A 20,919-nucleotide genomic window follows, 5' to 3' on the forward strand; every position below is an offset into this window, starting at 1 on the left:
GCGGGCGTGGGGAGCACGCCCGCCGCAGGCACTGTGGAAGGAAGTGCCGGGGAACGGATCAGAAGTGCATCTGCGCGCGCAGTTCGAAGATTTCCGGGGTGCTGCGCACGCCGCGACGGCTGGCGTCGACCTTCACGTAGTTGGCCTGGAACTTGAAGTGGCTGGTCAGGTACCAGTTGGCGCCGATGGTCAGGTCGTGCTGGCGGCCGCCCAGGATGCTGCCATCGTCCAGGTCCAGACGGCTGTAGCGGGCCAGCAGTTCGACCGCGCCGTAGTCGTGGGCGGGCTTGATGTTGGCCACCGCGCCGGCGTTGTACGGGCGCGATTCGCCGGTCAGCACCCAGCTGGCCGCCGCGTACTGGCCGTGGCCGGTGTAGTCGGGCTTGCCGTCGTTGCGGGTGACCGTGGCCTGCAGCGCTTCGGCCTGCAGCGAGAACGGGCCACGGATCCAGATGCCTTCCAGGCCGGTGCGGCGGATCTGGTCGGCGGTCACCAGCGCGCCCGAATCCACCAGGCGGATGTCGGTCAGGCCGGCTTCCGGGCGGGCACGCAGACGCGCGCTGGCTTCGTGGTGCACATCGCGGCCATCGTGGTAGCCGCGCGGGTTTTCCTGCGAATAGGCCAGGCCCAGGTGGACCACGTCACCCGGTGCCTTCACCGGGGTCCACACGGCGCGCACGGCCTGGGTGGTGCCCGGGTTGTCACCCTGCAGATCCTTGCCGCCGTAGGCGCCGGCCTGCAGCAGGTACTGCGGGCGTTCCAGCACCCATTCCACGCCCGTGCGGCGGCCGGCGTAGAACGCCTGCACCGGCAACGCGGTTTCCAGGAAGCTGCCGGCGCGCGAGGAGGTGTTGGCATCCAGGCCGACCGGGGTCTTCATGTAGCCGAAGCGGAAGCGGCCCACGTCGCGGCCGAAGAACGCCTTGCTTTCAAAGCGCACGAACACGTCCAGCCAGGTATCGGCCTGGAAATCGTAGTAGACCATCGCGTCATACACGCCCTTCTTCTTCAGGGTCGCGCCGAACTCCTTGCGGCGCACCGCATCGTCATCCTCGATGCCGCTGGCCGAAGAGAAGTCGTTGTAGTCGTAGGCGATGTTGGCCGTGGCGGCCAGTTCGGTGCCGTCGCCGAAGGTGTACTTGGTCGGCCAGTTGTCGAAATCGGCGGCGGAGGCGAAGGCGGGCAGTGCGGCCAGCGACAGGGCCAGCAAGGTGGGAATCGGGCGCATGGGTGGTGCGGCTCTCTCAGATTGCGTGTGGACAGGACAACAACGGCCGCGATGGCCGGAACTTGCGCGGGAACGTGCCCGGCCGTTCAGCTCGGGCCACCGGCGTCCCCGAGGGCGTCGGTACGGCGCCAGTGTAGGCACCGCAGCCGCCTGAACCGGGGGGCTAGTACCAATAGGTTATCTGCGCCGGCGTGCCCGGCGCGTACAAAGGCGTCCATTGGTCGCGCCGGCGCTAACCGCCGGGCCGCGCCCAGATCCACGGAGACGGTCCCGCCACGGCGGGAACCGTATGCGCCAGAACCGCCCCTTCCGGAGTCCGCCATGCACATCCCGACCACCGCACCGGTGCCCAGCAAGCCGTTGCCGCTCTACCGCCAGCTGTACTTCCAGGTGATCGTGGCGATCATCCTGGGCGCCGTCCTGGGCCATTACGAGCCGCTGATCGGCGAGAAAATGAAGCCGCTGGGCGATGCCTTCATCAACCTGGTGAAGATGATCATCGCGCCGGTCATCTTCCTGACCATCGTCACCGGCATCGCCGGCATGACCCACCTGCGCACGGTGGGCCGCGTGTTCGCCAAGGCGATGGCGTACTTCCTGTTCTTCTCCACCCTGGCCCTGATCGTGGGCATGGTCGTGGCGCACGTGGTGCAGCCCGGCGCGGGCATGAACATCAATCCGGCCGAGCTGGACCAGACCGCGGTGCACAGCTACGTCGAGAAGTCGCATGACCTGACCCTGGTCGGCTTCCTGATGGACATCATCCCGAAGACGCTGCTGAGCGCCTTCGTGGACGGCAACATCCTGCAGGTGCTGTTCGTAGCGGTGCTGTTCGGCATCGCGCTGGCCATGGTGGGCGAGAAGGGCAAGCCGATCCAGGCCTTCCTGGAAGCGCTGGTGGCGCCGGTGTTCAAGCTGGTGCACATCCTGATGAAGGCTGCCCCGATCGGCGCCTTCGGTGCCATTGCCTTCACCATCGGCAAGTACGGCGTTGGTTCTCTGGTCAACCTGGCCTGGCTGGTGGGCTCGTTCTACATCACCGCCTTCCTGTTCGTGGCGGTCATCCTGGGCGTGGTCTGCCGCCTGTGCGGGTTCTCGGTGTTCAAGCTGGCCCGTTACCTGAAGGCCGAACTGCTGCTGGTGCTCGGCACCTCCTCGTCCGAGTCGGCGCTGCCGTCGCTGATGGAAAAGATGGAGCGCGCCGGCTGCAGCAAGTCGGTGGTCGGCCTGGTGGTGCCCACCGGTTATTCGTTCAACCTGGACGGCACCAACATCTACATGACCCTGGCGGCGCTGTTCATCGCCCAGGCGACCAACACCGAACTGAGCCTGGGCCACCAGATCGCACTGCTGCTGGTCGCCATGCTCAGCTCCAAGGGCGCAGCGGGCGTCACCGGCGCCGGCTTCATCACCCTGGCCGCCACCCTCGCCGTGGTGCCGGAAGTGCCGGTGGCCGGCATGGCGCTGATCCTGGGCGTTGACCGCTTCATGAGCGAATGCCGCTCGCTGACCAACTTCATCGGCAATGCGGTGGCCACCGTGGTGGTGTCGCGCTGGGAAAACGCGCTGGACCGCGACCGCCTGAAGCTGGCGCTGGACGGCCGTGAAAGCGAGCTGCCGCCGCCGGTCGATGCGGTGGCCCCGGTGCTGACCGAGGCCTTGCCGGCCAAGGGCTGACGCCAGGTGTGTGGTACTGCGGGGCCGGTCACGACAGTGGCACGGCCCCGCAGCGTTTCAGGGCGTCGCTTGGCTGTCATCAAGGGCGCCCACGCTGGACCGGGATCGTTGCATACGGCACGGAATTGTGCGGTCGCAGCATGGTTGCGACAGGATAGCGACAGGTCCAGCTCCTCCAACGGGGGTATCATCCCCTGTCCCTCTTGCCCATTCATGTAACCCACGTCGATGTCCAACGAAGATTTCAAACAGGCCGCCCTCGATTACCACCGCATGTCGCCGCCGGGCAAGATCCGCGTCGCTGCGACCAAGCCGATGCTGACCCAGCGTGATCTGTCGTTGGCCTATTCGCCGGGCGTGGCCTATGCCTGCGAAGCCATCAAGGCCGACCCGCAGCAGGCCAGCGAACTCACCGCCCGCGGCAACCTGGTCGCGGTCATTTCCAACGGCACCGCCGTGCTGGGCCTGGGCAACATCGGCCCGCTGGCCGGCAAGCCGGTGATGGAAGGCAAGGGCGTGCTGTTCCAGAAGTTCGCCGGCATCGATGTGTTCGACATCGAAGTGGACGAAACCGATCCGGACAAGCTGGTCGACATCATCGCCTCGCTGGAGCCGACCTTCGGCGGCATCAACCTGGAAGACATCAAGGCGCCGGAATGCTTCGTGGTCGAGCGCAAGCTGCGCGAGCGCATGAAGATTCCGGTGTTCCATGACGACCAGCACGGCACCGCGATCATCGTCGGCGCCGCCGTGCTCAACGCCATGGCCATCACCGGCAAGAAGATCGAGGAAGTGAAGCTGGCGACCACGGGCATGGGCGCGGCCGGCATTTCCTGCGTGAACATGCTGGTGCAGCTGGGCCTGAAGCCGGAAAACATCCTGGCCTTCGACCGCGAGGGTGTGATCCACACCGGCCGTACCGATCTGGACCCGGAAAAGCAGCGCTATGCGCGCGACACCGACAAGCGCACCCTGGCCGAGATCGTCAACGGCGCGGATATCTTCCTGGGCCTGTCGGCCCCGGGCATCCTGACCGCCGAGATGGTCAAGACCATGGCGCCGGACCCGGTCATCTTCGCGCTGGCCAACCCGACCCCGGAAATCATGCCGGAAGAGGCGCGCGCCGCCCGCCCGGACGCGATCATCGGCACCGGCCGTTCGGACTACCCGAACCAGGTCAACAACGTGCTGTGCTTCCCGTACCTGTTCCGCGGCGCGCTGGACGTGGGCGCCACCGCGATCAACGAAGAAATGAAGATCGCCTGCGTGCGCGCCATCGCCGCGCTGGCCCGCCGTGCGGCCACCGACATGGGCTCGGCCTATGGCGGCGACACGCCCAGCTTCGGCCGTGAATACCTGATCCCGCGTCCGTTCGACCGCCGCCTGCTGGTGGAACTGTCCGCTGCCGTGGCCCAGGCCGCGATGGATTCGGGCGTGGCCGCGCGCCCGATTGCCGACATGGATGCCTACCGGCAGAAGCTGTCGCAGTTCGTGTACCGCACCAGCCTGATGATGAAGCCGGTCTACGACCGCGCCCGCGCCGACAAGCAGCGCGTGGTGTATGCCGAAGGTGAAGAGGAAGTGGTGCTGCAGGCGGTGCAGAACGTGGTCGATGAAGGCCTGGCGCACCCGATCCTGATCGGCCGCCCGGACGTGATCGAAGCGCGCATCGAACGCCTGGGCCTGCGCCTGAAGGTGGGCGAGAACATCGAGATCACCAACATCAACGATGATCCGCGCTTCAACGAATACTGGCAGTACTACCACGGCCTGACCGGCCGCCGTGGCGTGACCGTGGCCGCGGCGAAGAACCTGATGCGTTCGCGCCCGACCCTGATCGCTGCGGTGATGGTTGCTCGTGGCGAAGCCGATGCCATGCTGACCGGCATCGTCGGCCGCTTCCACAAGAAGCTGGGTTACGTGCGCAGCGTGCTGCCGCTGGAATCGAAGGTCACCTCGACCTCGGCCATGACCGGCGTGATCAACCAGCAGGGCGTGTTCTTCTTCGTGGACACCCACGTGCAGGAAGACCCCACGGCCGAGCAGATCACCGAAGCCACGCTGCAGGCGGCCTACCGCATGAAGCTGTTCGGCATCGAGCCGAAGGTGGCGCTGCTGTCGCACTCCAACTTCGGCAGCCACGATTCCAAGGACGCACTGAAGATGCGCCAGGTCCGCGAGATGCTGCTCAAGCGCAACCCGCGCCTGAACGTGGACGGCGAAATGCAGGGCGACACCGCGTGGGACGAAGCGCTGCGCCAGAAGCTGCTGCCGGGCTCGACTCTGCAGGGCCGTGCCAACCTGTTCGTGCTGCCGAACCTGGAAGCGGCCAACATCGCCTACAACCTGGTGCGCGTGTTCACCGATGGCGTGGCGATCGGCCCGATCCTGATGGGCGTGAACAAGCCGGTGCACATCCTGACCACCAGCGCGACCTCGCGCCGGATCCTGAACATGTCCGCCATTGCCGCGGTCGATGCGCAGATCCGCAAGCAGCTGGAAGCGGAAAAGAAGGCGTAAGCCTTCTTTCCAGCGACAGCAGCAGAAACGCGCCCCACGGGGCGCGTTTCCATTTCCGCGCCGCGGAAGTGGGTAGAGTCGACTGTTAGTCGACTGCTCTTCGCATGGCGCTGAAGGAACCCCGCGCCGCGGAAGTGGGTAGAGTCGACTGTTAGTCGACTGCGCTTCGCATGGTGTTGGAAGAACCCCGCGCTGCGCGCGGAAGTCGACTGACAGTCGACTCTACCCAGCCGACTGCTGTTTGCATGGTGTTGGAAGAACCCCGCGCTGCGCGCGGAAGTCGACTGACAGTCGACTCTACCCAGCCGACTGCTGTTTGCATGGTGCCGGAAGAACCCCGCGCTGCGCGCGTTAGTCGACTGACAGTCGACTCTACCCGTCGAGGTTCCCCGCATGTATCTGCGGGGCGGGGTATCCCGCAGGGCGACAGCCCTCAGCGCTTGCCGCGGCGCGCCGGTGCGGGCGGGGCGTCGCTGCGCGGCTTGGCGTACTGCGTCCACAACGCCGGCAACGCCTTGCCGGTTTGCTTCTGCCACAGCGCGGGCACGTAGCGGCCGTCGCGCAGCGCCTTGTCCAGCGCCAGCACCAGGCCCGGGTGCTCACCCTCGGCCCACTTCAGGAATGCACCGGTCACCCGGTAGCCGCTTTCCACGGTCTGGCCCTTTTCCACCTTCACCGGCAGTGCCCAGCCAGCGGCGGTGTTGTTCATGCCGTAGCGGTCGCGTGCGTAATCGGCAATGCCTTCCACCAGCCAGCCCGGCACGCGCTTGTCGCCGTAGCTGGGGTAGCCCTGCACGATGTGCATCGCCTCGTGCGTGACCAGGTCGATGTCATCGGGATGCTTCAGCAGCCAGCCCGGATTGATGGTGATCGTGCTCGCCTTGTCCTTGTCACCGACATAGGCCACGCCGTTGTAGGCCGGATCGATCACGATGCGCACTTCGTTCGGCGCAGCCGGGCGGAAATCCGCCCGTTCGCGCAGGTAGGCGAAGTAGAAGGTGTCGATGATGCGCTTGCGTACCGGTGCAGGCAGCGCGCCGCTGGCGTCCTGGTAATACAGGGTCACGCCATCACGGCTGACCTGGCCATCGAAGGCCTGGGTCTGGGCCTGGCCGACACCGGGCAGGGCCAGGGCAAGTAACAGCAGGGAGATCAGACGAAGGCGCATGGCGTCATTGTACGGTGGCTGGTGCCAGCAGTTCGATTTCGGCCAACTGCAGGCGGCCGGGACCGATCACGCGCAGGCGGTACTGGCCATAGCGGGCCGGCGCGGCGATGCGGAACGGGCGGGTCTGCCGGGGCGAGGTGAAGTCTTCGCCGTCGCGCTGGTCCAGCACCCGCCAGCGTCCGTTGCCGCTGCGGGCTTCCAGCACCCACTGGCCGCCACGGATCGCGCCATCGCCGCTGGTCAACGTGTACATCGTCGGCACGCCATCGGCACCGCCGGTCAGGTCGATGGTCGCACCGGCGCCCAGTGCCGCCACCGTGGCGGCATCGTCATCGGTCAAGGCGGGCAGGGCACGGCCATCGGCCAGTGTCGCGCGCGCGCTGTTGCCCAGCAGGTCGTGCAGCAGCTGCGGGCGCTGCCCCGTGGCGGTCAGCGACGGCGGAACATCGTCGGCGCCGCTGCCCCAGCGCGACGGCTGCGGGCCCATCACGAAGTCCAGGGTCGCGCCCTGGGCGATGAGCGCGTGCGGCACCCAGGTCTTCGTCCACGGCGTGCCATTGATCTTCAGCGACTGCACGTACACGTTCTCCGGCGAATTGTTTTCGGCATTCACGGTCAGCACCGCGCCGCCCTGCAGTTCCACCCGTGCATGGGCGAACGCCGGCGAACCGATCACGTACTCCGGCGCGCCCATGCGCAGCGGGTACAGCCCCAGCGACGCGAACAGGTACCACGCCGAGGTTTCACCGTTGTCCTCGTCACCGGGGTAGCCCTGGCCGATCTCGCTGCCCACGTACAGCCGCGACAGGATCTCGCGCACGTGCTGCTGGGTCTTCCACGGCTGCCCGGCGTACAGGTACATCCACGGAATGTGGTGCGCCGGCTGGTTGCTGTGCGCATACATGCCCATGCGCACGTCACGCGCTTCGGTCATCTCGTGGATGATGCCGCCGTAGGAACCCGCGAACTCCTTCGCGGCGGTTTCCGGGGTGGCAAAGAACGTGTCCAGCTTGGCGGCCAGCTGCGCGCGGCCACCGTACAGCGCGGCCAGGCCCTCGCCATCGTGTGCGGCGGTGAAGGCGAAGGTCCAGCCATTGGATTCGGTGTAGTCGTGGCCCCACACGCGCGGGTCATAGTCCTTGGCGTCCACGCGCCAGCTGCCATCGGCCTTGCGGCCCTGGAAGAAGCCCACGGCCGGGTCGAACACCGTGGCGTAGCCGGCGGCACGGTAACGGAAGTACTCGGCCTCAGTGCGGTAGCGCTCGCGCGCGGACGGCGTGGTCGCCTTCGTCGCCAGTGCCTGGGCCATGTTGGCAAGGCCGAAGTCATTCAATGCGCCCTCCATCGTCCACGACATGCCTTCGTGCACATCGGCGCTGGCATAGCCGCGGAACGTGGACCGGTCCATGCCCTTGCGGCCGACGTGGCGGTCCGGCGGTACCACGGTCGCGTTCTTCAACGCGGCGGCATAAGCCTCGGTCGGATCGAAACCGCCGATGCCCTTCAGCCAGGCATCGGCGAAGGCGACGTCGGAACTGGTGCCGACCATCAGGTCCGCATAGCCCGGCGACGACCAGCGTGCGATCCAGCCACCGGCGCGGTACTGCTCGATGAAGCCCTGCACCAGCTGCCCGGCATCGTCCGGGGTGAACAGCGCATAGGCCGGCCAGGTCGTACGGAAGGTGTCCCAGAAGCCGTTGTTCACATACACCTTGCCGTCGCGCACCGGCGCGAACGTGCGGCTGGCGCTGCCATCGGTATTGTTGTCTTCGGCGCTGGCCTGGCTGGCATAACGCCAATCCGGCGCGGCGGCGGTGCCGGCGTTCTCGTGCCCGGAATTGGGGTACAGGTACAGGCGATAGAGGTTGGAATACAGCGTGGTCTTGGCGTCGTCGCTGGCCTGGCCGATATCGAAGCGCGACAGGCGTGCATCCCAGGCGTCCTGGGCGCGCCCGGCCACGCTGGCCAGGCTGTCAGCGTCGGCGATTTCCAGTGCCAGGTTGTGCCGTGCCTGCTCCAGCGAAATCAGCGAGGTGGCGATGCGCATCGTCACCGTGCGGCCCTGCGCGGTGTCGAACTTGATGTAGCCGGTGGGGCGGCCGGTATCGATGCGGCCACTGCTGCGCCACGGCCGGTCGAAACGGGCCACCACGTACATGCGGGTGGCGCCGTTGGACAGGCCGCTGCGGGTGTCGGTGTAGCCACTCAGGGTCTGCGTGGCCGCATCCAGGGTCAGGCCGCCGCGCGCATCGACGTTGTCGAACAGCAGGTTGGCATCGCCGCCCTGCGGAAATTCAAACTGGAACAGGGCCGCATGGTCGGTGGGCGCGATGGATGCTGCGATGCCGTTGTCGAAGCGCACGTCGTAGCGGTACGGGCGCGCCGATTCGTTGCTGCGGTCGAAGGACAGGGCGCGCTTGCTGCGGTCGGCCTCGGGCACGCCCCGGCTGGCCGACGGCATCACCTGGAAGGTCTGGCGGTCGCCCATCCACGGGCTGGGCTGATGGCTGAGTGCCAGCGCCTGCAGCTGCGGCCGGTTCTTCGCATCGTTCTGCTCGCTCCAGCGGTACAGCCAGTTCAGTGCACCGGCATCGGTCACCGGCGTCCAGAAGTTGAAGCCGTGCGGCACCGCCGTGGCCGGGAAATTGTTGCCACGCGAGAAGGTGCCGTTGGCCTGGGTGCCGCGGGTGGTCAGCACCCAGTCCGATACGCGTTGCGGCACGTTGCGCGGCTGCGCATCCAGGCGCACATCGTCGATCCAGCCCGAGACCGGCGCGCCGTCGGCGCTGGCCACGGCCAGTTCGATGGCCACCACGCGACGGCCACGCAGGCCCGGTACATCGCCCAGGCGTACCGCCTTGCGCGCCCACTGCTGCGGGTACAGCGTCTTCGAATCGCCCTGCGCGGTCGCGCCCAGGGCAACGCCATGCTGGTCGCGCGCGGTGCTGGCCGAGATCCGGCTGCCATCGTCCAGGCGCAGATCCAGCGATACGTAGGTCGAGGCCACGGTATCGCTGCCGACGATCTCCGGCAGCAGCAGCCACGACAGCGTGGTGTCGGCGGCAATGGTCACATCGGTGGTGAACAGTTCGCGCGTTGCGCGGCCGCCATCGCCACGGTAGTGAAGGGCATGCAGGCCGCTGTAGCCGGCGTTGCGCTTGGCCGCATACGGGGCCGCCGGGCCGGTGCCGATCTGCACCTGCAGCGGGCCATCGGCCTTCAGCGGTGCCGGTTCGCCCGGCTCGAAGGAGGTCTGCAGGCCCTGCGCCAGCGCCGGCGTCGCGGTGGTCGCACAGGCCAGGGCCAGGGCGAGGGGAAGCAGGGCGCGGCGCGGATCGGTCAGGGTCATGCAGGGTCTCCCGGGTAAGGCAGGCGGCTGGCAGGACCCGCATCGGCGAACACCCAGGACAGCACCGCCCGTGCCGCCAACAGGCAGCGTGGGAGCGATGCAGGTCCGGTGGGGGGCGGGCCGTGCGATCGGGTCAGGTTGTGAGGGTCCCGATGCTGCAACACGCATACGCACCCTGACAAGTGCCATTTAGTTCGATCCAAATGCGGGAAATCCGCTACAGCACGCGGTATGCCCGGAACTGCTTGGATCGATTGAAGAAATCCGTCCTGGCCGCTGCCAGCCCACGGGCGCCAATCCGCGGAATACATCGGGCCGCCTGTTGCAGCGCAATGCTGGCCCGGCCCAGATGCTAGAATCGCAGCCCTCGCAATCCGTTCATCGACACCCGCCATGAGCCATACCGCCACTGCGCCCGCCAACGCCGAAAAGCGCTACACCGTGCACCGCGCCGACCTGCCGCTGAGCTGCCCGACCCCGGAAATGGCGCTGTGGAACTCGCACCCGCGCGTGTACCTGCCGATCGAAGACGAGCCCAACGGTGAAGCGCAGTGCCCGTACTGCGGCTCCACCTTCGTGCTGGCCGACTGATCGGGCTGCCGTTCGATGCGCCGATTGACCGTGGTGCAGTTGCTGCCGGCGCTGCACTCCGGCGGCGTCGAGCGTTCCACCCTTGAAATCGCCGCCGCGCTGGTGGCTGCTGGCCATCGTGCGCTGGTGGTCTCGGCCGGCGGGCGCCTGGTGCAGCCGTTGCTGGACAGCGGCGCCGAGCACCTGACGCTGGATATCGGCCGCAAATCGCTGCTGACCCTGCGCCACATTCCGACCCTGCGCCGCCTGTTCGCCGAACTGGGTGCCGATATCGTGCACGCGCGTTCGCGGCTGCCGGCGTGGCTGGGCCTGTCGGCGATCCGCGCGCTGCCGGCCGCGCAGCGTCCGCACTGGGTCACCACCGTTCACGGCCTGAATTCGCCCAGCCGCTACAGCGCGGTGATGACCAGCGGCGAACGCGTGATCTGCGTGTCCAATACCGTGCGCGACTATGTGCGCACGCATTACCCGACCGTGCCCGACGCGCAGCTGCAGGTGATTCCGCGCGGCGTTGACGTGGGCCAGTTCCCGCGCGTGGCGCGTGCCGATCGTCGCCCGCGCCTGGCACTGGCGGCGGATTACCCCTGGCTGGCGCAGGCTGAAGGTCCGGTGCTGCTGCTGCCGGGCCGGGGCACGCGGCTGAAGGGCCACGCCCACGCGCTGCAGCTGCTGGCCGACCTGCATGCGGCCGGTGTGCCGGCGCAGTTGTGGATGCTGGGCACCGACGAGCCGGGCCGCGAAACCTACGTGGCCGGTCTGCGCGCGCAGGCGGCTGCACTGGGCATCGCCGCGGCCGTGCATATCGACGTACCGACTGCGCGCATCGCCCAGGCCTACGCGGCCAGCGATCTGGTGCTGCAGCTGTCGGACAAACCCGAGGCCTTCGGCCGGACGGTGGTCGAGGCCCTGTCGGTCGGCCGCCCGGTGCTGGGCTGGAACCACGGCGGCGTGGGCGAACTGCTGCAGCAGCTGCAGCCGTCGGGCGCAGTGCCGCTGGGCGATGCGCAGGCCCTGCGTGAACGCGCGCTGGCCCTGCTGGCGCAACCGCCGTCGTTGCCGGGGCGGATCCCGTTTACCCTGCAGGCCATGCAGCGCGACACCCTTCGCCTCTATGCCGACCTTGCCGGCTGACCCCAACCCGGCCCTGCGCGATGATCGCGCCGGGCGCTGGGCGCCCTGGTGGGTGCTGGCCTATGTGGCCCTGTGGCCCTTGCCGGGCATCGCCGAAACCGTGCTGGGCCTGGGCGCGCTGTACGCCGCCGCGCGCATGGTGCTGCGCCGGCTGCAGCATCGGCCGCACCTGCTCAGTCCCGCCGCCTGGGCGCTGACCTCGATCCTGTTCCTGGGCTACTGGCTGCCGCAGGCATTTTCCGCGTTCGATGCCATCGATCCCTCCGCCGCCTGGACCAAGACCGCCGCCGGCCTGCGCTATCTGCCCTTCATGTGGCTGGTGGCGATCGCCGTGGCCACGCCGCAGCGGCGCCGGCTGACGCTGGGCGGGCTGGCGATCATCACCGGCCTGTGGACCCTGGACGCGCTGGTGCAGGCACTGGCCGGCAGCAGCCCGTGGTTCTGGTCGCTGGACCAGCTCAAGCAGGCAGTCAGCGGGCATGGTCTGTGCCCGGCCGATGAGATCGTGCTGGCCGACCGCCTCAGTGGCGCGCTGGGGCCGTGCAACCTGAAGTTTGGCCAAGTGCTGGCCAGTCTGTCGCCCTTCCTGCTGCTGCCGCTGGCGCGCCGCTTCGGTCATGCGGGCTGGCTGCTGGGTGCCGCCGCGCTGGGCGGTGTGCTGCTGCTGGCCGGTTCGCGCGCGTCCTGGATCACCTTCGGCCTGGTGCTGCTGTACAGCGGTCTGCGCCAGTTCGGGTGGAAGCGCCTGTTGCTGCTGTCGCTGGCCGGCCTGCTGGCGGCCGCCGCGCTGACCGCCAGCGTGCCGCAGCTGCGTGAGCGCGTGGCGCGCACTGCCATGGCCTGGGACGGTGCCGACGACGGCATGGACCAGGCCCTGTCCGGCCGCGCGCGCATCTGGTCGGCGGCGGTGTGCATGATCGAAGAACATCCGATCAATGGCGTTGGCGCGCGTGGCTTCCGCGATGCGTATCCTGGCTGCGTGCATGAGCAGGACGCGGCGGTGTGGGGCAACGAACCTGCGCTGCACGCCCACCAGATCGTGCTGGAAATCCTCGCCGAAACCGGTGTGCTGGGCCTGCTGCTATGGCTGGCGGCCGTGGCCCAGGCCTGGCGCGCGTGGCGCTTCGCCCCGGCCGATGCGCGTGAGCGCGCGCGACCGGCCATGCTGGCGCTGGCCGTCACCGTGTTCCCGTTGAACACCCACCTGGCGTTCTACTCCACCTTCTGGGGCGGGGTCACCGTGCTGCTGGCCGCGCTGTTCGTCGGCACGCTGCTGGCACGCGAACCGGACGAGGCGCGCAACGCGGTGTGATGGTTCCAACCACGCCATGCGTGGATGGCGCGGTGACGGGCGCGACCGGACATCATCCACGCATGGCGTGGATCTACTTGTAAAAATCGCTGCGGCCGCCAGGCTGGCGCTTGAAACGCCGGTGGATCCACAGGTACTGGTCCGGTGCTTCGCGCACCATCTGTTCGATGGCCTGGTTCACCCGCGTGGTATCGGCTTCCACGTCTTCGCTGGGGAAGTTGTCCAGCGGTGCGCCGATCTTCAGGAAATACTTCCCGCCTTCACGGCGGTGGAAGTAGGGAATGACCGCGCAGCCGGTCATGCGTGCCAGCTGGTGGGTGGCGGTGATCGTGGCCGCGGTATGGCCGAAGAACGGCACGAACACGGTGTCCTTGCCGCGCATGTCCTGGTCGGGGGCATACCACAGGAAGCCGCCCTTCTTCAGGTGGCGCACGGTCGCGCGGATGTCCTCGTTGGCGTACATCGCCTTGGCATAGCGCAGCCGGCCGAACTTCACCGCCCACTCGTACACCGGGTTCTTGTGCTTGCGGTACATGCCCGACAGGTCGACGTGGTCGCACAGCAGGCGCCCGCACATCTCCAGCGTCATGAAGTGGCCCGACACCAGCAGCACGCCACGGCCCTCGGCCTGCATCTGCTTCAGGTGTTCCAGACCCTCGATCTGCACCTGCGGGCGGATGCTGTCGATGCTGCCCCACCAGGAACGCGCGCATTCGAAGATGCCCACGCCCAGCGCGTCGAAGCTGTCGCGCACCAGGCGGTTGCGCCAGGCCTCGTCCTTTTCGGGGAAGCACAGCTTCAGGTTGACCTCGGCGGCGCGGCGGCGGCTGCCCAGCAGGCGCCAGGTGATCCAGCCGACCCCGCGCCCCAGCGCGCGCTGCAGCATCCAGGGCAGGCGGGCGATGCCGAAGGCAGCGAACATCGCCGCGAACATCGGCCAGTTGCGGGGATCGGCCAGGGAGGGGCGGACGGCGGTGGAGGCATCGGACATGCGGCCATTCTACCAACCCCGCCGCGTGTCTTTCCCGGGGGCGTCCCGTATCCTTGCCGCATGCGTAAAGACCCTGTCGAATGGATCCTGCGCGGCCTGTACTCGGCCGTGCTCTACATCCTGCTGCCGATCACCGTGTACCACCTGGTGTGGCGGGGCTTCCGGGTCCGCGAATACTTCCGGCGCTGGGATGAACGCTATGCGTCCTACCCGCAGCCGACCGGCCAGCCGCGGGTCTGGCTGCACGCGGTGTCGGTGGGCGAAGTGAACGCGGCCGCACCGCTGGTGAACGCCCTGCGCAAGCAGCGCCCGGACATCCGCTGGGTCATCACCACCATCACCCCCACCGGTTCCGAGCGCGTGCGTGCGCTGTGGGGCGATGCGCTGGATCACGTCTACCTGCCGTATGACGTGCCGGGCAGCGTCAATCGCTTCCTCGGCCATTTCCAGCCCAGCCTGGCGCTGATCCTGGAAACCGAGCTGTGGCCCAACATGCTGTTCGGCTGCCGCGACCGCCGTATTCCGGTCTACATCCTCAACGCCCGCCTGTCGGCGCGGTCGCTGCGGGGGTACCGCGTGCTGGCCGCGCTGATCCGCCGTGCCCTGCGCACGGTCACCTGCGTGGCCGCGCAGTCGCAGGACGATGCCGCGCGCTTCGTGCAGTTGGGCGCCGCGCCGGAACAGGTGCAGGCGCTGGGCAATCTGAAGTTCGACATCGCCATTCCCGAAGTGCAGCCGTTCATCACGCAGTTCCATCAGAGCGTGCCGGGCACCCGTCCGGTGTGGATTGCGGCCAGCACCCACGAGGGCGAAGAGCAGGCGGTGATCGACCTGCACCGGCGGCTGCGCCAGCAGCACCCGGATCTGCTGCTGCTGTGGGCACCGCGCCACCCAGAGCGTTTTCCGAAGGTGGAAGCGCTGGCCCGCGAACAGGGCTGGCGCGTGGCCACCCGCCGCGCACAGCGCTGGCCGGCGGCCGATACCGATGTGTTCGTGATCGACACCCTGGGCGAACTGATGCCGTTCTATGGCTGTGCGCAGGTGGCCTTCGTCGGCGGCAGCCTGCAGGCCATCGGGGGGCACAACCTGCTGGAACCGGCGGCGCTGGGCACGGCCGCGGTCACCGGTCCGCACCTGCACAATTTCGCGGAAATCTCCCGGCGCATGCGCGAGGCCGGTGCGCTGCTGATCGGCGACGACGTACAGGCGGTGGGCGACCACCTGCAGCACCTGCTGCAGGACGCGCAGGCGCGCGAGGACATGGCGCATGCCGGCTGCACCCTGGTCAGCAACGGTCGTGGCGCCCTGCAGCGCACCGTGGCACTGGTGGAACCGCACCTGCCGCCGCCGCGCGACTGACCCTCGATTGCGGCGCTCTGTCGCGAACGACCGAATCAAGCTTGCTTGATGGCTGCGCCGATGTCGTAGTTGGCCTGCGCTGGCCGCTGTGGACGTGTCTCTGATCACAGGCCGGCACACGCGTGCCTTTTCCCGATACCGCCGGGCCGTTGCCGCTGCCAGCCTGCTGTCGACCACGCTTGGTCGGCATCAAGGAAGCTTTCAATGAACGGCGATTGCAGGGGTGTCGCGCGCGGCGCCGTGCGAACCGGCGGTGTACTGGGTACCGACCATGTCCTGGTGCTGGCGCTCACGCTTCTGGCAGGCGGCAGTGTGATTGCGCTGGTCGGCCAGCACACCGCGGCACAGGCGGGGCCGGCCATCGTGCTCAGCCTGCTGCTGGCCGCGCTGGGGGCGTGGCTGGTGCTGTGCAGCCTGCGCGATGCCCTGCGTGCGGCGCCCGAGGGAGTCGCACTGCACGATCTGCTGCGCACGGCGTGGGGCCTGCGCGTGGCGGACCTGCTGCTGCTGGCGCTGCTGCTGGAACTGGTGGCCACGGTGGCGGGCGCAGCGCAGGCCGGTGCGCGCCATCTCTACGCGGCCGCCGCGGTGGTGGGCGTCGAGCCGCGGCAATGGCTGCCGGTGCAGATCGCGGCGGCGGTGCTGGTATTGGCCACGGCGGCGATGGCCCTGCTGCGGCCGCGTCGCGCGGTGCTGCTGGCGTGCGCCCTGCTCACGCTGAAGTTCGGCATTGGCGCGCTGTTGGTGCTGCTGGCCGCGCGCCACGTGCATTACGCCCACTGGATTCCCTGGCTGCCCCATGCCGTGGCGCCGTATCGGTTCGGCCTGGGCGGGGTGCTGGCCGCCAGTGTGCCGCTGCTGGCGGTGTTCGCCAGCGCGGGCCTGGTGCTGGCCATGGCCTCGCTGGCGTGGCGGCCGCGGCGGCAACTGGTGCTGGCGGTCGGCATCGCCGTGCCGGCGGCCATGCTGTGGCTGATGGTGCTGGCGGCGCTGCAGTCCGGCCTGGTGGCGTTCCCGGCATTGGCCAGCACCCGCCCGCTGTCGGTGGCCCTGCAGGGCATCGCACCGCTGCAGTGGTTGCTGCCGCTGCTGCCGGCGGCCGGCGCCGCAGGCCTGGCGGCCCTGCAGCTGGTGCTGCTGTTGCTGGCGGTCACCCTGTGCACGCAACGCTGCCCCGCAGGGCTGCAGCGCCCGGGGCTGCAGCGCGCGACGGTGGTGGCGTCGCTGGCGGTGCTGGCGGCCCTGCTGGCGGTGTGGCTGCCCGAGGGCGTGCTGCCCGGCCTGCCGGGGCCGGTGTCATTGCTTGTACTTGCGGCGGTGTGTGCGGGGCAGGTGCGGCAGTCCGGCGGGGCCCGGGTACGCGCGCCCCTGGCCACCGCGCTGTGCCTGCTGCCGCTGCTGCAGCGGCTGCTGTGAGCGCGCGCGCTGCCGGCCTGGCAGCGCCATTGCCGCACAAAAAAACCACCCTTGCGGGTGGTTCTTCTGTACCGCCAGCAACGTGCGGAATCAGCGCGTGGTGGTGGCCGGGGTGCCCGCGTCCTGGGTCAGCAGGCGGTTGACGTCCTGCAGCTCGGCCACATCCAGCGAACCCAGCGACTGGCTCAGCAGCAGGCGGTTCTGCAGGAAGGTGTAGCGGGCCTGGGCGTAGTCCAGCTGCGCCGAGAACAGGATGCGCTGGTTCTGGATCACGTCCAGCACCGTGCGGGTGCCCACTTCCAGGCCGACCTGCGAAGCGTCGTAGGCGCTCTGTGCGGAGACCACTGCCAGGCGTCGAGCTTCCACTTCGCTGATGCCCTGCACCAGGGTCTGGTAGGCATTGCGGGTGTTGCGGTCCAGGGCGCGCTTCTGCTGCTCGTAGGTGTCCTGGGCGATGTCACGCTGGGCCAGCGCCTGGCGGACACCGGACTGGGTGGCGCCGCCGGAGAAGATCGGCACGTTCAGGGTCAGGCCGATGCTGTTGGTGCGCGCATCGGGCGACAGCGAACCGGCACCGGTGCTGTCACCCCAGGTTGCGCTCTTGCCCCAGCTGCCGCCCAGCGACAGGGTCGGGTAGTGGCCACCACGGGCCGCCTGAACGCCGGCTTCGGCGGCGCTGACCTTCAGTTCCTGGGCCTTCAGCGCCGGGTTCTGGCTGCTGGCCTGGGTCACCAGTTCATCGATGTTGCCGCGGTTGGCCGGCACTTCCGGACGGAAATCGGCCGGCAGGCCGCGCAGGTTCACCACCGGCTGGCCGGTCAGTTCGGTCAGCGCCTGGTAATTGTCGGCCAGGGTGTTCTGCGCAACGATGGTGTTGGCACGCGCCTGGTCGTACTGGGCGCGGGCTTCGTGCACGTCGGTGATCGGCGCCAGGCCCACTTCCAGGCGCTTGTCGGCGAAGTCGAACTGCTTCTTCGCGGCCGCTTCATTGGTCTGTGCGGCGGTCAGCGATTCGATCGCCACCAGCACGTTGAAGTAGGCCGCCGAGGTGCGCACGATCAGGCTGTCGTTGGCCGAATCGAGGGTGAAATCCGCCGCCTTGCTCAGCTCACGCTGCGAACGCAGGTTGCTGATCTGGGTCCAGTTGAACAGCGTCTGGCTGCCATCGACCGTGTAGCTGCGGCGCTTGCTCATCACCGAGCCGGAGTTGGCGTCGGCATTGGCTTCGCTGCGCGTGCGGTTCAACGCGGCCGTGCCGTTGATCTGCGGCAGCAGGGCGGCGCGTGCCTGCACGGCGCCTTCCTTGTCGTACAGCCGGGTCGATTCGGCAGCGGCCAGCTGCGGGTCGCCGTTGCGCGCCATTTCGTAGACCTGCAGCAGGTCGGCGGCATGGGCAGACAACGGCAGCAGGGCAGTGGCCAGCGCAACAGCGAGGGATCGGCGGATCATTGCGGCTTCCTTGGACTCAGAGGTGGAACTGGGGTGCCGGGGCGGCACCGCGCAGGTAATCGATATCGGTCTCGAACAGCGATTCGGTGCTGCCATCGGCCTTGACCAGCAGCGCTTCCATGGCCGGCGAACGGCCGTGGATCACGAACAGGCGGCCACCCGGACGCAGCCACGAGGCGAACTGTGACGGCACCACGTCCACTGCGCCAGTGACACAGATCACGTCGAAGCGGCGATCGGTCTGCCAGGTCAGGGCGTCGGCCACTTCCACCCGCACGTTGGTGCCCAGGCCGGAAGCGTCCAGGCGCGCGCGCGCAGCGGCGGCCAGTTCCGGGTCGATTTCCAGGCTCAGCACGTCGCGCGCCAGCGCGCCGATGCAGGCGGCCAGGAAGCCGCTGCCGGTACCGATCTCCAGCACTTCATCGCCCGGCTGCAGATCCAGCGCCTGCAGGGTGCGGCCTTCGATCACCGGCTTCATCATCTTCTGGCCGTTGCCGATGGGCAGTTCGACATCGGTGTAGGCCAGGGCACGGCGCGCGTCGGCGACAAAGGCCTCGCGCGGCAGGCGGGCCAGGACGTCGAGCACCTTGATGTCCAGCACGTCCCAGGGACGGATCTGCTGTTCCACCATCAGTTCGCGGGCGTGGGCGTAATCAATCGTCATGAGGTTCAAATCCAGCGCAGTGGGCCGGCCATTTTACCGGTGCCGGAGGCCGGCGGCGCGCCCAGAGCATCAGCTGCCGGGTGGCCGGGGTCGCAGTGCCGGAAGTCATCGCGACCTCCGGTTCGTTCAGGTTGGTGCGTTCAGCGGTTTCCAGCCCCTCGCGGAGCATAGGCGCGCAGGAAGAAATCGACGCTGGCGGCCACATGGGTCGTGGCGTCGGTCTCGGCCGGGGACAATGGCATGCCGCACATCATATGCATGTGCACCTCACCCTTCACCAGGGTCAGGAACTGTTGGCCGGCCTGGGCAAAGTCGCTGATCTCCAGTTCGCCGCGTGCCGTGCGCGAGCGCAGGAACTCGGCCAGCGCCTCGCAGGTGCGCAGCGGACCGGCCTGCCAGAACAGTTCGCGCAGGCGCGCGTCGGTTTCCGGGGCCATCATCACCCGCTGGATCGACAGCGCCGCGTCGGAAGTAATCAGCTCGAAGAAGGCATGGCCGATGCCCAGCAACTGGTCGCGCAGCGGGCCATCGGCGTCAGCCACGAACAGCGCGTCGGGCAGCATCTCGATGCACTTGGACTGCACGGCCTGCGAGAACAGGGTCTCTTTGTCGCCGAAATGGCTGTAAACGGTCAGCTTCGACACGCCAGCCTGGGCCGCGATGTTGTCCATGCTGACGCCGCTGTAGCCCTGTTCGATGAACAGCACTTTGGCGGCCTCCAGGATCGCGGCACGCTTGCCCAGGTCCTTCGGACGCCCGGGCCCGGCAGCCTTCGCCGGAGGCTTGGCCGACGGCTTGCGGGAGGTGGGGGAATTCATTCCCGTAATACTAGACCACGCGGTTCGATATTTATACTATACCGGCTGGTTCAATAATGGCCGTGGCGTAACAGAGTGTTGCCGTCGCGGTTTTCTGGATTTCCTTTCAGGTCGTATCGCCATGAAGAACATGCGTTGGTTGGGCGTAGGTGCGCTGGCCGTGGTGCTGGCAGCGTGTGGCAAGCAGGCGGCCGAGCCGGCGCCGGCCATTCCGGTGCTGGTGGTGCATCCGCTCACCCAGGACGGCCAGGCCGCGGCCGCCTATCCCGGCGAGGTGCGTGCGCGCCAGGAGAGCCCGCTGTCGTTCCGGGTGGGCGGCAACCTGGTCAAGCGCCACGTGGACGCCGGCCAACGGGTGAAGAAGGGCCAGTTGCTGGCCGAACTGGACGTGGCCGACTACGCCTCGCAGGCGGCGGCATCGCAGGCGCAACTGGCGGCGGCCGAAGCCGATCTGGTGCGCGCCCGCGATGACCAGAAGCGCTACGCCAAGCTGGCCGAAGACCAGCTGGTCAGTCGTTCGGCGCTGGACCAGCAGACCGCGGCGTTCAAGGCCGCGCAGGGCCAGGCCAATGCCGCACGGGCCAACCTGGCCGTGGCCCGCAACCAGGCCGAGTACGCGCAGCTGCGGGCACCGGCTGACGGCGTGATCGCCAGCCGCCAGGCCGAAGCCGGGCAGGTGGTCAGTGCCGGGCAGACGGTGTTCACCCTGGCCGCCGATGGCGGCCGCGAAGTGCTGATCGCGCTGCCGGAAAGCTCGATCCGCGATTACCAAGTGGGCCAGGCGGTGCAGGTGGAACTGTGGAACCGCCCGGGCCAGATGCTGCCCGGCACCCTGCGTGAGATCGCCCCGGCGGCCGATGCGCAGGCACGCACCTATGCCACCCGCGTCAGCCTGGCGCCGGAAGCGCTGAGCGAGGTGGAACTGGGCCAGAGCGCACGGGTGTTCGCCACCGCAGGCCGCAGCGGCAGGCTGCAGTTGCCGCTGGCTGCGGTGCAGCGCGGCGCCGATGGCCAGGCCAGCGTCTGGGTGGTCAACCCGGCCACCGGTGCACTGAAGGCAATGCAGGTAACGGTAGGCGCCTACGGTGCGCAGGCGGTGCCGGTACTGTCCGGCGTGGGCCCCAGCGACTGGGTCGTGGCCGCGGGCGGTCACCTGCTGCGCGAAGGCCAGGTGGTGACCCCGGTCGATCGTCAGAACCGCCCGGTGCTGGCGCCGACCGCGACCGCTGCCAAGGAACACTGAGCC

15 protein-coding genes are annotated in these 20,919 nt (G+C 68.4%); 8 read left to right on the forward strand and 7 right to left on the reverse strand.

Annotated features, from left to right (window positions below):
• Window positions 1-58 precede the first annotated feature (58 nt).
• A complete protein-coding gene (locus AC06FA_RS15880; protein WP_478069150.1) occupies window positions 59-1,228 on the reverse strand; it encodes an OprO/OprP family phosphate-selective porin in 1,170 nt (389 codons plus the stop codon).
• Between the two features lie 321 nt (window positions 1,229-1,549).
• On the opposite strand from AC06FA_RS15880, the gene AC06FA_RS15885 reads away from it, so the two are divergent.
• Window positions 1,550-2,905, forward strand: coding sequence for a dicarboxylate/amino acid:cation symporter (locus AC06FA_RS15885; RefSeq protein WP_478069151.1), 1,356 nt, complete (start codon window positions 1,550-1,552; stop codon window positions 2,903-2,905).
• A gap of 228 nt (window positions 2,906-3,133) precedes the next feature.
• Window positions 3,134-5,425, forward strand: a complete 2,292-nt coding sequence (locus tag AC06FA_RS15890) for an NADP-dependent malic enzyme (RefSeq protein ID WP_312707310.1) — start codon at window positions 3,134-3,136, stop codon at window positions 5,423-5,425.
• A gap of 433 nt (window positions 5,426-5,858) precedes the next feature.
• On the opposite strand, the gene AC06FA_RS15895 is transcribed toward AC06FA_RS15890, so the two are convergent.
• Complete coding sequence (locus tag AC06FA_RS15895) at window positions 5,859-6,593, reverse strand: basic secretory protein-like protein (RefSeq protein WP_478069152.1); 735 nt, start codon at window positions 6,591-6,593, stop codon at window positions 5,859-5,861.
• Between the two features lie 4 nt (window positions 6,594-6,597).
• Window positions 6,598-9,942, reverse strand: coding sequence for a GH92 family glycosyl hydrolase (locus AC06FA_RS15900; RefSeq protein WP_478069153.1), 3,345 nt, complete (start codon window positions 9,940-9,942; stop codon window positions 6,598-6,600).
• 393 nt (window positions 9,943-10,335) lie between these two features.
• Between AC06FA_RS15900 and AC06FA_RS15905 the strand changes: the two genes are divergently transcribed.
• The 3 genes from AC06FA_RS15905 to AC06FA_RS15915 are packed head-to-tail and all read left to right on the forward strand — an operon-like array spanning window position 10,336 to window position 12,976.
• Window positions 10,336-10,533: a zinc-finger domain-containing protein gene (locus tag AC06FA_RS15905; RefSeq protein ID WP_108750589.1), complete on the forward strand. Its 198-nt coding sequence runs from the start codon at window positions 10,336-10,338 to the stop codon at window positions 10,531-10,533.
• A gap of 15 nt (window positions 10,534-10,548) precedes the next feature.
• The gene (locus AC06FA_RS15910; RefSeq protein WP_478069154.1) at window positions 10,549-11,664 is read left to right on the forward strand and encodes a glycosyltransferase; all 1,116 of its coding nucleotides are present in this window, start codon (window positions 10,549-10,551) and stop codon (window positions 11,662-11,664) included.
• Window positions 11,645-12,976 carry an O-antigen ligase family protein gene (locus tag AC06FA_RS15915; protein ID WP_478069155.1) on the forward strand — a complete coding sequence of 444 codons (1,332 nt, stop codon included), beginning with the start codon at window positions 11,645-11,647 and terminating at the stop codon, window positions 12,974-12,976. The genes AC06FA_RS15910 and AC06FA_RS15915 overlap by 20 nt, the downstream gene beginning before the upstream one ends.
• A gap of 73 nt (window positions 12,977-13,049) precedes the next feature.
• On the opposite strand, the gene AC06FA_RS15920 is transcribed toward AC06FA_RS15915, so the two are convergent.
• Window positions 13,050-13,967 carry an LpxL/LpxP family Kdo(2)-lipid IV(A) lauroyl/palmitoleoyl acyltransferase gene (locus tag AC06FA_RS15920; protein ID WP_478069156.1) on the reverse strand — a complete coding sequence of 306 codons (918 nt, stop codon included), beginning with the start codon at window positions 13,965-13,967 and terminating at the stop codon, window positions 13,050-13,052.
• 60 nt (window positions 13,968-14,027) lie between these two features.
• Here AC06FA_RS15920 and waaA point away from each other — a divergent pair, with 60 nt between their 5' ends.
• Together waaA and AC06FA_RS15930 are read left to right on the forward strand one after the other, a co-directional pair.
• Window positions 14,028-15,326 carry a lipid IV(A) 3-deoxy-D-manno-octulosonic acid transferase gene (gene waaA / locus AC06FA_RS15925; protein WP_478069157.1) on the forward strand — a complete coding sequence of 433 codons (1,299 nt, stop codon included), beginning with the start codon at window positions 14,028-14,030 and terminating at the stop codon, window positions 15,324-15,326.
• A 204-nt stretch (window positions 15,327-15,530) separates the two neighbouring features.
• On the forward strand, window positions 15,531-16,742 hold the full coding sequence (locus tag AC06FA_RS15930; protein WP_478069158.1) for an amino acid transporter: 1,212 nt from the start codon (window positions 15,531-15,533) through the stop codon (window positions 16,740-16,742).
• 90 nt (window positions 16,743-16,832) lie between these two features.
• On the opposite strand, the gene AC06FA_RS15935 is transcribed toward AC06FA_RS15930, so the two are convergent.
• The 3 genes from AC06FA_RS15935 to AC06FA_RS15945 form a co-directional block, all read right to left on the reverse strand.
• Entirely contained in the window at window positions 16,833-18,191 is a 1,359-nt protein-coding gene (locus AC06FA_RS15935; protein ID WP_478069159.1) for a TolC family outer membrane protein, read from the reverse strand.
• 16 nt (window positions 18,192-18,207) lie between these two features.
• Window positions 18,208-18,855, reverse strand: a complete 648-nt coding sequence (locus AC06FA_RS15940) for a protein-L-isoaspartate O-methyltransferase family protein (protein ID WP_312707331.1) — start codon at window positions 18,853-18,855, stop codon at window positions 18,208-18,210.
• Window positions 18,856-18,995: 140 nt separating this feature from the next.
• On the reverse strand, window positions 18,996-19,673 hold the full coding sequence (locus AC06FA_RS15945; protein WP_478069160.1) for a TetR/AcrR family transcriptional regulator: 678 nt from the start codon (window positions 19,671-19,673) through the stop codon (window positions 18,996-18,998).
• A gap of 121 nt (window positions 19,674-19,794) precedes the next feature.
• On the opposite strand from AC06FA_RS15945, the gene AC06FA_RS15950 reads away from it, so the two are divergent.
• Complete coding sequence (locus AC06FA_RS15950) at window positions 19,795-20,916, forward strand: efflux RND transporter periplasmic adaptor subunit (protein ID WP_478069161.1); 1,122 nt, start codon at window positions 19,795-19,797, stop codon at window positions 20,914-20,916.
• The last annotated feature ends 3 nt before the right edge of the window (window positions 20,917-20,919 follow it).

It is taken from the genome of Stenotrophomonas sp. Steno-C17 (genome assembly GCF_056393165.1).

What these genes read in the sequence shown, in the direction of transcription:
- AC06FA_RS15880 (WP_478069150.1), bottom strand. Translation starts at nt 1,228, where the DNA reads ATGCGCCCGATTCCCACCTTGCTGGCCCTGTCGCTGGCCGCACTGCCC.
- AC06FA_RS15885 (WP_478069151.1), top strand. Translation starts at nt 1,550, where the DNA reads ATGCACATCCCGACCACCGCACCGGTGCCCAGCAAGCCGTTGCCGCTC.
- AC06FA_RS15890 (WP_312707310.1), top strand. Translation starts at nt 3,134, where the DNA reads ATGTCCAACGAAGATTTCAAACAGGCCGCCCTCGATTACCACCGCATG.
- AC06FA_RS15895 (WP_478069152.1), bottom strand. Translation starts at nt 6,593, where the DNA reads ATGCGCCTTCGTCTGATCTCCCTGCTGTTACTTGCCCTGGCCCTGCCC.
- AC06FA_RS15900 (WP_478069153.1), bottom strand. Translation starts at nt 9,942, where the DNA reads ATGACCCTGACCGATCCGCGCCGCGCCCTGCTTCCCCTCGCCCTGGCC.
- AC06FA_RS15905 (WP_108750589.1), top strand. Translation starts at nt 10,336, where the DNA reads ATGAGCCATACCGCCACTGCGCCCGCCAACGCCGAAAAGCGCTACACC.
- AC06FA_RS15910 (WP_478069154.1), top strand. Translation starts at nt 10,549, where the DNA reads ATGCGCCGATTGACCGTGGTGCAGTTGCTGCCGGCGCTGCACTCCGGC.
- AC06FA_RS15915 (WP_478069155.1), top strand. Translation starts at nt 11,645, where the DNA reads ATGCCGACCTTGCCGGCTGACCCCAACCCGGCCCTGCGCGATGATCGC.
- AC06FA_RS15920 (WP_478069156.1), bottom strand. Translation starts at nt 13,967, where the DNA reads ATGTCCGATGCCTCCACCGCCGTCCGCCCCTCCCTGGCCGATCCCCGC.
- waaA (WP_478069157.1), top strand. Translation starts at nt 14,028, where the DNA reads ATGCGTAAAGACCCTGTCGAATGGATCCTGCGCGGCCTGTACTCGGCC.
- AC06FA_RS15930 (WP_478069158.1), top strand. Translation starts at nt 15,531, where the DNA reads ATGAACGGCGATTGCAGGGGTGTCGCGCGCGGCGCCGTGCGAACCGGC.
- AC06FA_RS15935 (WP_478069159.1), bottom strand. Translation starts at nt 18,191, where the DNA reads ATGATCCGCCGATCCCTCGCTGTTGCGCTGGCCACTGCCCTGCTGCCG.
- AC06FA_RS15940 (WP_312707331.1), bottom strand. Translation starts at nt 18,855, where the DNA reads ATGACGATTGATTACGCCCACGCCCGCGAACTGATGGTGGAACAGCAG.
- AC06FA_RS15945 (WP_478069160.1), bottom strand. Translation starts at nt 19,673, where the DNA reads ATGAATTCCCCCACCTCCCGCAAGCCGTCGGCCAAGCCTCCGGCGAAG.
- AC06FA_RS15950 (WP_478069161.1), top strand. Translation starts at nt 19,795, where the DNA reads ATGAAGAACATGCGTTGGTTGGGCGTAGGTGCGCTGGCCGTGGTGCTG.